11 protein-coding genes are annotated in these 10,965 nt (G+C 59.6%); 5 read left to right on the forward strand and 6 right to left on the reverse strand.

All coding sequences use genetic code 11. From position 1 onward, the window contains the following. Positions 1-58: 58 nt before the first annotated feature. Positions 59-457 carry a hemerythrin domain-containing protein gene (locus ACZ46I_RS03300; protein WP_013504780.1) on the forward strand — a complete coding sequence of 133 codons (399 nt, stop codon included), beginning with the start codon at positions 59-61 and terminating at the stop codon, positions 455-457. A gap of 23 nt (positions 458-480) precedes the next feature. Here the strand turns inward: ACZ46I_RS03300 and ACZ46I_RS03305 are convergent, their stop codons facing one another. From ACZ46I_RS03305 to mnmG, 6 genes are all read right to left on the reverse strand, one after another. Continuing rightward, complete coding sequence (locus tag ACZ46I_RS03305; protein ID WP_464281419.1) at positions 481-1,641, reverse strand: murein transglycosylase domain-containing protein; 1,161 nt, start codon at positions 1,639-1,641, stop codon at positions 481-483. Positions 1,642-1,660: 19 nt separating this feature from the next. Beyond that, positions 1,661-1,948, reverse strand: coding sequence for a preprotein translocase subunit SecG (secG, locus tag ACZ46I_RS03310; protein ID WP_013504778.1), 288 nt, complete (start codon positions 1,946-1,948; stop codon positions 1,661-1,663). 150 nt (positions 1,949-2,098) lie between these two features. Continuing rightward, positions 2,099-2,845, reverse strand: coding sequence for a triose-phosphate isomerase (gene tpiA, locus ACZ46I_RS03315; protein WP_464281420.1), 747 nt, complete (start codon positions 2,843-2,845; stop codon positions 2,099-2,101). A 15-nt stretch (positions 2,846-2,860) separates the two neighbouring features. Beyond that, positions 2,861-3,520 carry a ParA family protein gene (locus ACZ46I_RS03320; RefSeq protein WP_013504776.1) on the reverse strand — a complete coding sequence of 220 codons (660 nt, stop codon included), beginning with the start codon at positions 3,518-3,520 and terminating at the stop codon, positions 2,861-2,863. A 33-nt stretch (positions 3,521-3,553) separates the two neighbouring features. Further along, a complete protein-coding gene (gene rsmG / locus ACZ46I_RS03325; RefSeq protein WP_226508363.1) occupies positions 3,554-4,165 on the reverse strand; it encodes a 16S rRNA (guanine(527)-N(7))-methyltransferase RsmG in 612 nt (203 codons plus the stop codon). Beyond that, positions 4,162-6,054, reverse strand: coding sequence for a tRNA uridine-5-carboxymethylaminomethyl(34) synthesis enzyme MnmG (mnmG, locus tag ACZ46I_RS03330; RefSeq protein ID WP_464281421.1), 1,893 nt, complete (start codon positions 6,052-6,054; stop codon positions 4,162-4,164). Before mnmG ends, rsmG begins: the two co-directional genes overlap by 4 nt. Before the next feature lie 141 nt (positions 6,055-6,195). On the opposite strand from mnmG, the gene ACZ46I_RS03335 reads away from it, so the two are divergent. From ACZ46I_RS03335 to ACZ46I_RS03350, 4 genes are all read left to right on the forward strand, one after another. Continuing rightward, on the forward strand, positions 6,196-6,606 hold the full coding sequence (locus tag ACZ46I_RS03335) for a hypothetical protein (RefSeq protein WP_013504773.1): 411 nt from the start codon (positions 6,196-6,198) through the stop codon (positions 6,604-6,606). Between the two features lie 84 nt (positions 6,607-6,690). After that, positions 6,691-9,105, forward strand: a complete 2,415-nt coding sequence (locus tag ACZ46I_RS03340; RefSeq protein ID WP_464281422.1) for a U32 family peptidase — start codon at positions 6,691-6,693, stop codon at positions 9,103-9,105. A gap of 64 nt (positions 9,106-9,169) precedes the next feature. Continuing rightward, a complete protein-coding gene (locus ACZ46I_RS03345) occupies positions 9,170-10,078 on the forward strand; it encodes an AEC family transporter (protein ID WP_013504771.1) in 909 nt (302 codons plus the stop codon). Between the two features lies 1 nt (position 10,079). Then, positions 10,080-10,850, forward strand: coding sequence for a class II glutamine amidotransferase (locus tag ACZ46I_RS03350; protein ID WP_464281423.1), 771 nt, complete (start codon positions 10,080-10,082; stop codon positions 10,848-10,850). Positions 10,851-10,965 lie beyond the last annotated feature (115 nt).

The raw sequence follows: 10,965 nt of genomic DNA on the forward strand, positions 1-10,965 counted from the left end.
AGGGAACTTTCTTCTACGAAGCTATATTTCCTCCAGAATACTCTTCAAGGAGGCTATCATGGCACTGATTCAGGAACTCATACACGATCACAAGGAACTCTTCTGCCTGCTGGACGAAGTGCGGCAGCTGGGAGTCGGCAACGAAACCGGACGTCAAAAGCTCATGGGGGCGAAAAAAGCGCTGCTGGCGCATCTGGAGAAGGAGGATCGCCACCTCTACCCCAAGCTGGAGCAGGCATCCCGCCAGGACCCGCGCCTGGGGAAAATATACTCCAGCTTTGCCAGTGAGATGGATGAAATATCCAGGTTCGCCGTGGCATTTTTTGAGCACCCCTGGGAAGAGAAGAACCGCCTGGATTTCGCACGGGATTTCGGCAAACTTTACGCAACCCTGCGCCAGAGAATCAGCCGTGAGGAATCAATCCTCTACCGGGAATTTGAAAAGCTCAGCACCTGACAAGCCCCTCAGCAGTCCGAGTGTCACAGATACTTGCGCTCAAAGGTGGTCACCTTGCGCATATAGTCGCGGGTCTCCTGGTAGGGCAGGTGCTGCACCAGATGGTGGTATACCTGCTGGGGCGACAGGGCGTTAATCCGGTCAAAGGCCCGGCTGCGGTCGCTGTCAAAGGCGCGCAGGACATTGCCGCTGCCGGTATTGTATCCGGCGATCACACAGTACTCCCGTGACTGGGGGTGGGTAACGCGCGCCAGGTAGCGGTCGTTGAGGATGGAGAGGTAGGCTACGCCCATGCGGACGTTATTGCCGGGCACGAAGAGGTACTCCTTGGTGGGCGTGCCTGGCTGCCCGTAAATCAGTTCGTGGGAGTCCCGCCCGGCAGTGGTGGGGACAATCTGCATCAGGCCGTAGGCGGGAATATGGCTCATGGCGTGTGGATTAAAGCTGCTCTCCGCCTCCATGATGGCATAAATCAGGGGCTGCCGGATGCCGAAGCGCTGACTGTTGACGCTGACATACTCCTGGTAGTGGCGCTGCTGATTTGATTGATAACCGTCCACCATGGTGAAGCTGACAAAATGACGAACCCGGCTCTGGGAGCGATCCTGTTGATAGGCGGTCTGGATGAGGTAGCTGGCGTACTGCTGCGCGCGCCACTCCCAGCGAATAGGCTGGCCCTCGTGATCCAGTACCAGATTGTAGAGGAAAGGCTGGCTACCCACTTCCACCGCCCGGTCGCTGAGCAGATCAACCTTGCCGGGATCTTCCGGCGTCAGCAGAGTGGTGATGATGGCCTTTTCCAGAACCGTGCGGGGATTATCGCTGGCAATGGTCTCCACCCGGATACTGCCCGTCTCGAAGTTGACAATGGCACGGGTGTTGTAGTCGTCGGTATACTTGACATACTCGGTGGGACTGGCAATCCGTTCATCACCCCACTTGGCCCGCAGCCTGTCGGCCAGCTGCCGGAACTGCTGACGCACCAGCTCGTCCATCACCGTATTCCCCGTCGATGGGATTCCCGACGAAATCGTTTCCAGCCCCTCATCCACAGCGGCCTTTCCCATCTCCTCAAAATGGCGGCGCGCTTCCCGGGAAGAGCAGCCGCTCAGGGGCAGCAGCGCCAGGGACAGCAGAACCGCGCGCCGGGAAAGAGATGTCTGCCAGAAAGAGTGAGATGGCATCGGGCCAGGCCCTGGACGATTAATCAGCGGCACGCTGCTGCTGTTGCGGAACTTCAGCGCTGTCCATAACGCTGCCACCTTCGGTGTAGGCGCGCGTCTGCACCATGGCCAGAATCAGGCCCGTGGCCAGGAAAATAACCGCAGCAAACGCGGTGATCTTGATGAGAAAATTGGCACCACCGGTACCCAGAATGGAGTCGGAGCCACCCATCATGCCCATATCGGCACCCTTGCCCTTCTGAATCAGAACAAACGCGATAATGGCAATAGCCGCCAGAACATGCAGAATAACTAACAGTGTGGTCATGGGAAATTATACCTTTCTCTACTCTTCAGAAATTGCTTCAGAAATATCCGCACATATGCCGATATCAGCTCCTGCCCTCCACTGTGCCATGGAAATCATGCAGTCGCCAGACAGAAAAACAATGCAGAATATACTGATTCGCCTGGCAGGTCAACTTCCGGCGTTATACTGGCAGATACGCAGGAAACTCTCCACTTCAAGGCTCGCTCCACCGACCAGGGCTCCGTCGATATCGGGCTGAGCCATGAGGCTGTCAATATTCTCCGGCTTTACCGATCCACCGTAAAGAATCGGCACCCGCTGGCTGTCTCCCAGGGAGCGCAGGGTATCGCGAATCACGTCGTGAACCTCCTGAGCGTCAGCGGGCGTTGCCGTCTTGCCGGTGCCAATGGCCCACACCGGTTCATAGGCAATAATCAGGCGGGTGATATCCATTCCGGCAACGGCTGCTTCCACCTGCTGCCGCACAATCACCTGCGCCTCACCGGCTTCACGCTGCTCCAGGGTCTCGCCCACACAGATGATGGGAGTAATGTCACAGTTGAGCAGGGCAACAGCCTTCTGGTTCACCAGCACATCACTTTCACCAAAATACTGGCGACGCTCCGAGTGACCAACAATACCGTATTTCACCCCCATGGACTGCAGCATGGGTGCGGATATCTCTCCGGTATAGGCTCCCGACTCCTTGTGGTGAACATTCTGGGCGCCGACGGACACCGGCGTGTTTTTTACCGCCTCAAGGGCGCTCTCCAAAGAGAGAGCAGGGGGACAGAAGACAATTTCACGTCCGGCGGTGACGGTGCCGATACGCGACAGGAAACGCGCCAGAAAGGTGCGGGTATCCGCAGGCGCATAGTGCATTTTCCAGTTGCCGACAAGATACGTGGTACGCATGAAAACTACTCCAATTTATGACAGTGTCAGAATTTCGTTGGTCAGCTGGGTAAAGCTGCGGGAAAGGTGCGAAGTGATCTGGCTGTTGGCCACTGGCGTCGTGTAGCGACGAATGCTGGAGTCAATGGGCAGACTCGTCTCGAAGATATCCAGACCTTCCAGCGCCGGCGCGTGCTCCCCCATGTTGATAACCCGGAAGGAGAGATCCGCCACACTGCTGACCAGATGCGCCATGGACTCCATGGCCCTGGCGTCCTCCACCTGAAAGGGCGAACGGTGGTTCAGGAAGAACATCCAGTTCCAGTACCTGGCACCCAGGGGAGGGTACTGGTTGAGGTTGACGTCAAGGACAATATAGGTGTAGGGCTCGCTTTGCAGCTCCTCCAGCAGACTCTCCCAGAACATGCCGAATCCGAAGCTGCCGGTGCCAAAAGGCAGCAGATCAACCCCCGGCGAGCGGGTAGGCACCACGTAATCGACGATGCGCTCGCCACCGCGATAGATATTCGTGATACCCGGCAGGCTTCTCTCGCAGCCCAGCAGTGTGGAGGCATCGCCCCCGGCCACATCCACCAGCAGAGTCTTCTTCTCGTATATACCAAGATTTGCGGCAATATTAACTGCTGTCGTCGTCTTGAAGCTGCCGTTGCGCGGATGGGTGATGGCAAATATCATCGTGTGCTCCTCCACTTAAGCTCGAAAGGCCAGTCAGCGGGCGTATGAAAGCTCGAGAATGCCCGTCTCTTCACCAACAGGGGTAGCGTGGAATGTCATCTGCAGTCCAGTGCGGCCAGCCACCTGTTCGGCTTCGGGAACTTCCCGTTTCGTCTTCCAGAGCAGTAACTTACCTGTTTGCTTCAGGAATGGCAAGCCTATCTTGACCAGCAGCGCGCTGTCGGCAACGGCGCGGAAAGTGACCACATCAGCCTTGGCGTGCAGCTGGGTCAGCTCCTCGGCGCGCCGGTCAAAGCACTCCACCCCCTGCAGGCCAAGCTTGCGTGCCATATGGCGCACAAAGGCAATCTTCTTGGAAATGGAGTCAACGGCGATCAGGTGGATATCGGGCCGCAGCATTTTCAGGGGCAGCCCCGGAAATCCGGCTCCACAGCCAATATCAATCACCAGCGCCCCCTGGGGCAGGAGCCCATCCACCCCATGAACCGAATCGAGAAAGTGACGATCGTAAACTTCCGCGCGCTCCGTGATTGCCGTCAACTTTTTGGCCCGATTCCAGCGAACCAGTTCCTGGCAGTACAGCTCGAATAGTGGCAGCAGCTCCTCGCGCCCCAGATCACGCAGAAAATTTTCAAAGGCGCTCACTGCTGGGCTCCGCGTTGCTGACGACGCAGGTTTTCCAGGTGGATGCTCAGCACGGAAACGGCGGCCGGGGTCACCCCGGAAATACGCAACGCCTGCCCCAGCGTGGCGGGGCGAATCTCCAGAAGCTTGGTCCGCACTTCGCGGGAAAGGCCGGAGACGCTTTCGTAGTCGAAACTGGCGGGAATCTGCACCCGGTCGAGCTTCATCTGGTGCTGGATAAATTTTTCTTCCCGCTGGATATAGCCTTCATACTGCAGCTGAATTTCCACCTGCTCCCGCACATCGGCGGGCAAGCCCGCCAGGCCCGCTCCCATCTGCACCAGATGTTTGTAGTGCACCTCGTGACGCTTCAGCAGAGCGGCTGCCCGCAAAGGCTCGGCCAACACCGCTGTGCCCAGTTCCGCCAGAAGCTGGTTCACTTCGGGAGCTGGTTTGACAGTCAGATTCTGCAGGCGCTTTTTTTCCGCCTCCACCATGGTCCGCTTGATCTCAAAGCGCCGGTAGCGCTCATCGCTCACCAGGCCAACACGACGGCCAAGTTCTGTCAGACGCAGATCCGCGTTGTCCTCGCGCAGCACCAGGCGATGTTCGGCCCGGGAAGTGAACATGCGATAGGGCTCACGGGTACCCTTGGTCACCAGGTCGTCCACCATGACCCCGATATAGCCCTGTTCGCGACCAATGGTCACCGGTTCACGCCCGCTGGCGCGCAGCGCCGCATTGATCCCCGCCAGCAAACCCTGAGCCGCCGCCTCTTCATAGCCGCTGGTGCCGTTGATCTGCCCGGCGTGAAAGAGCCCCCGCACGGGTTTGGTCTCCAGGGTGGCGTAGAGTTGCGTGGGGGGAATAAAGTCATACTCAATGGCATAGGCGGGGCGCATCAACTCCACCCGCTCCAGGCCGGGAATGGTACGGTAAAACTCCATCTGAACATCCACAGGCAGCGACGTGCTCATGCCGTTGATGTAGAACTCATTGGTATCGTAGCCCTCGGGCTCCAGAAAAGTCTGATGACGATCCTTGTCGGGAAATTTGACCACCTTGTCCTCTATGGAAGGGCAATAGCGGGGGCCAATGCCAGTGATCTTGCCGCTGTAGAGAGCACTGCGCTCAATATTACGGCGAATGATCTCATGGGTCCGTTCGTTGGTCCAGCTGATCCAGCAGGGAACCTGAGACTGGCGGATGTGGGTATTCATAAAGGAAAACGGCCTGGGGTCAGGATCACCCGGCTGCTCCTCCATTCTGGAAAAGTCGATGGAGTGCCGGTTGACCCGGGCCGGGGTGCCGGTCTTCAGGCGCCCAAGCTCGAACCCGTGCTCCTGCAGGGATTCGGAGAGTCCAAGGGCGGGAGGCTCGCCCAGGCGACCAGCGGGGAAGCTCTCAAATCCGATATGCACCGTGCCATTCATGAAGGTTCCTGCCGTCAGCACCACCGCCCGCGCGTGGTAACGCACGCCGATCTGGCTGATAACGCCGGCAATCACCCCGTTTTGTGTAAAAATGCCAGTCACCATATCCTGGGTGATATGCAGATTGGGCTGCAGCTCCAGCACCTGCTTCATGCGCTTGCGGTAGAGCTGCTTGTCGGCCTGGGCACGGGAAGAACGCACCGCCGGACCCTTGCTGGTGTTGAGGGTGCGAAACTGAATACCCGTGGCATCGATGTTCAGGGCCATCTCACCCCCCAGGGCATCGATCTCCTTGACCAGATGGCCCTTGGCAACGCCGCCAATAGCAGGATTGCAGCTCATCTGAGCAATCGTGTCCAGATTGATGCTGAACAGGGCGGTGGAACAGCCCATGCGGGCCGCTGCCAGGGCCGCCTCGCAGCCAGCGTGGCCCGCTCCCACCACAATGACGTCAAAGGTGCGCGTATAGTTGAGCATAGGTGTTTCCTTCGCGGAAAATAGCCTCGCGGCCACGTGACGGGCCGGGAGCATGGGCAAAAAATTCAACCGGACAACTGCCCGGTTACTTTGCGCCATAAGTTATGGTATATTCAGCCCGAATTTGCAAGGAGAACCTCAATGCTCATCAGTGTCCTCGGTGCAGCGTACTTCGCCATCATGGAATTGTACGCCAGCTTCAGTAACTATCGCATCCTGCAACAGCAAATGGCGCGCCCTTCCTCTGAAGGCCTCTCCATTGAACATATCCGCTTCACCCAGCCAGTCCACGGCACCTTCATCCACATCCTCTTTGCCCTGGTGTGTTTTATTGCCCTGGAAGCCTTTGCCCTGGGCATTCTGTTCCTCATGATCTCTTTTTTGTATTTCTTCTACTCCATGAAAGGGATTGACCAGGCGCTGGTCCTGCAAGAGGCGTTTCGTCAGGCCGGTGCTGAACAGTTCATGGCAACGGTGCGCCTCTCCCTGGTACTGACCTCCCTGCCCTATGCCTATTTCCTGCTGCGCATCCTGCTGCACCTGGCATCGTGAGCAGCCGGATGTGCCATACCCTTCCTGAGGAACCACGCCCATGAATAGACGCTGCTCCCGGAACCTGTCCGCCATGGCAGAAGTATGGATCTGAAGTCTTCCGCAACACCAGCACGGCCTTCCCATCCGATGCCGGAACTGCTGGCCCCCGTATCCACCAGACAGATGTTGCTGGCGGCCATCCACAACGGTGCCGATGCCGTCTATATGGGCATGCCCGGCTTTAACGCCCGCGCGCGCGCCAACACCATGGATATGGCGGAGCTGGGGGAAAGCATTGCCCTGTGCCACCTGTACGGCCTGAAGGCCTATGTGGCCTGGAACACCCTGCTGCTGCCCGGCGAGCTGGAGAGCGCCCGCCACCTGATCCCGGAACTCATCGGACTCTGCCCCGATGCCATCATCGTACAGGATATCGGGCTGGCCCGCCTGATCCGCCATATCTGCCCCTCCCAGATCATTCACGCCTCCACCCAGATGACCATCACCAGCTCCTGGGCCATGGAGGCGCTGGAGGATCTGGACATCCGCCGCTTTATCCTGGCCCGTGAACTGAGCCTGCGGGAGCTGGAAACCATCCGTCAACACACCACCCGCGAACTGGAAGTCTTCGTACATGGCGCCCTGTGCATCAGCTGCTCGGGGCAGTGCCTCGCCTCCTTCGCCATGGGAGGGCGCTCCGCCAACCGGGGCCAGTGCGCCCAAAGCTGCCGCTTGCCCTACGATCTGCTCCTGGACGGCCAGGAGCAGGGTCCGGCGCGCTATCTGCTCTCCCCCACCGACCTGTGCACCACAGGCCAGGCCAGCACCCTGGCCCGCATGGGCATCCAATCCCTGAAAATTGAAGGCCGCCTGAAATCCCCCCACTATGTGGCCGCCGTGCTGCAGGCCTATGGGGCGGCCCTGGGGAGATGGCAGTGGCAAGCGCATATGCCACCCCCCCACGAAACCATGGCCCTGACCTTCGGCCGTCGGTTTTCCAGCGGCTGGCTGGAAGAGACCTTCCAGCGCACCCTCATGGAGCCGGACTACTCCGGCGATCGCGGACTGCGCCTGGGTTCTGTCCACGCCGTGCAGGGACAGCAGCTGCTGATCCATCAGGTGTGCCGCTACACCCCCCAGGCTGGCGATGGCCTGCTGCTGGTCCAGGGCAAGGCCGAGCACGGCGGGTCTGTCTATGGTGTGGCACAGGCCGGCACACAGCTGACCCTCACCATGGGACGGGAGTTCCCCGCCCACACCATTACGCCAGGGGCCGATGTCTTTATCACCAGCGCCCCGGCGGTGGAAAAAGAGCTGGAGCGCAGCTGGACAGATCAGCAGCGCCAGCGCACCATTCCTCTGCGCGCCCATCTGCAGGGCCGCGCAGGAGCGCCACTGGAACTGCACCTGCACGATGAAGAGGGCCACCATGTGCGCAGCAGCAGCCAAATTGCGCTGGAACCCGCCAGCCGCGCTCCCCTGGATGAAACCACCCTGCGCAAGCACCTGGGCGCCCTGGGCCGCACCCCCTTTGCCATCGAACAGTGGGAGATGGATGTGGAGCCGGGACTCTTTCTGCCCAACAGCGATCTGAAGGAGCTCCGCCGCGCTGCGGTGGAAGAGCTCATCGCCCGGCGCTCCCACGGCACCCCACCGTCATGTGAGGTGTTGCCGCTTCCGGCAGTGACCCATGCTCCGCAATGTGCTGCACCCCGCCTGCACCTGCTGCTGCGGGATGAAGGGCAGCTGGATGCCCTGCCAGGAATCCAGCTGCCCATGGGGACCGTTTACCTTGATCTGCCTGCGGGCCAGGACCCCACAAGCGCCCTGCGGCGGCTGCGCGACCTGGGATATGCCACTGGCCTGTGCACTCCAGCCCTGCTCAAGCCCCACGACGGGCCATCCATGGAGGCGATTCTCAACCACAGTCCCGATACCCTGCTGATTCGCAGCCTGAGCTCCCTGGGCTTCGTGCTGGGGCAGAATGCCCACCCCACCCTGGTGGGCGATATGCGCCTGAACATCACCAACCCCCTGAGCTTCCGGTATTTCCTTGAAAAGGGGCTCCATCGCCTCTGCCCCTCGCCAGAGCTGGAGGAGAACCAGCTCTGGCTGCTTCTTGAGCAGGCAGAGCCCGGTCGCATGGAAGTACCGGTGCATTTTCACCCAGCCATGTTTCACATGGGCTATTGCCTCTTCAGCGGGCACCTGGCCGCTGGCCGCCCGAAACCCGCCTGTGGGCTTCTGTGCCAGCACCATCTCCTGGAAATCCGCGACCGCAAAGGGCAACGGCACATGGTTCAGGCCGACGCCACCTGCGCCAATACCATCTACCATGGCCAAAGTCTGAACCGACTGCACACACTTCCGGGCTTGCTTGGCCGGGGGGTTCGTGATATTCGACTGGAGTTCCTGGACGAAACCCCGGCACAGACACGAGGCATTCTGGAAGAGGCCGCCCGCCTGCTGACAGGCAAGGCATTGCAGCAGGCAGGAGCGTTCGCGCCAATGCCTTGATGGCGAACCTGGATAATATGGGCGCGAGTGCCGTTGCACCGCGAAGAGTGACGAAAGGAGTACCATGGAGAGCCTGCTGATGGTTGTGCTGTGCTTTATGGGTGGAGCCATCCTGCGCCACACCGGGCGCATCGCCGAGAATGCCCCCCAGGTGATCAATACCGTCATCATCTATATCAGCCTGCCCGCTCTGGTGCTGCTGCAGATACACAGCCTGGAGTTTCAGCGGGAACTGCTGTTCACTGTGGCCATGCCCTGGCTGACCTTCGGCCTGGCCATCCCCTTCTTCCTCGTCGTCGGCAAACTGCTGAAGCTGGATCGCGCCACCGTGGGCTGCCTGATTCTGCTGGGGGGCATGGGCAACACCTCTTTTATCGGCCTGCCCATGATCGACGCATTTTACGGCTCCCATATGCTGGCGGTGGGTATCATCGCCGATCAGGCCGGCAGCTTTCTGGTGCTCTCCACCGCTGGCATTGTCACTGCGGGAATCTTTTCCTCCCGCGCCAACATCCGCCCCTCTGCCATAGCCCGCAAGATCCTCACCTTCCCGCCCGCCATTGCCGCCATTGTGGCCCTGCTCCTGCGACCCATTGCCTATCCTCTGTGGTGGACGGATACCCTCAGCACCATCGGCAGCACCGTTCCCATGCTGGCCATGGTCTCGGTGGGCACCCTCTTTACCGTGCGGGGACTCCGGGGCCTTGAGCGGGAGCTGGCCCTGGGGCTTGGTTTCAAGATGCTGCTGGCTCCCCTGGCGATATTCGTCCTCTTTGTCCTGCTGCTGGGAGGCAGAGGGGAAATCGTGCAGGTCACCATCTTCGAAGCAGCCATGCCACCCATGATCGTGGGAGGCATCCTGGCCATGGAGTACGGCCTGCGTCCTCAACTGGTTCCCCTGCTTCTTGGGGTTGGGATTGTGTTTTCCTTTATCACGCTGCCCCTGTGGTGGCTGGCTCTGGGATGGGTGTAATATGTGTCAACTCCTGGGAATGAACTGTAATGTCCCCACCGATATCTGTTTTTCCTTCGAGGGCTTCGCCGCCCGGGCCGGGCTGACCGACCACCACACCGACGGCTGGGGCATCGGCTTTTTTGAGGACGGCGGCTGCCGCACCTTCCTGGACTCCATGCCCGCCAGCCAGTCGCCCATCGCCGCCCTGGTGAAACAGTATCCCATCAAATCCAGAAATGTCATTGCCCACATCCGCAAAGCCACCCACGGCCATGTCACCCTGGAGAACTGCCACCCCTTCGTGCGGGAGATGTGGGGAAAATACTGGCTCTTTGCCCATAACGGCGAACTGAACCATTTCCATCCGACCCTGGGTGGACGCTACAACCCCGTGGGCGACACCGACAGCGAGCGCGCCTTCTGCCTGATCCTTGAGCACCTGTTCAAGAGCTTTCCCCAGGGAAACCCCAACGCGGAAGCGCTGTACAGGGCCATGGCCGAAATTACCCGCCACATTGCCACCCACGGCATCTTCAATTTTCTGCTCTCCAACGGACAGTGGCTCTTTGCCCACTGCAGCACCAAACTCAACTATATTATTCGCGAGCATCCCTTCCAGTCCGCCCACCTGGTGGATCAGGACATTACCCTGGATTTCAGCCAGGTGACCACCCCCGCCGACCGGGTGACCGTCATCGCCACCACCCCACTTACCTATAACGAATCCTGGACCATGATCTGGCCCGGCGAACTGCTGCTCTTTCAGGATGGTATTCCCCGAAAATTCTGACTCGTTTCCCTGCTCCTGCGCTGTTTTGCAAACATACGCGCCAATTGAGACCTTCACGAGACCATCGAGCCTGTAAACTCTCCGTCAACACATGTTAGCTATTTACAAACCCCTT

Source organism: Desulfurispirillum alkaliphilum, assembly GCF_055378285.1.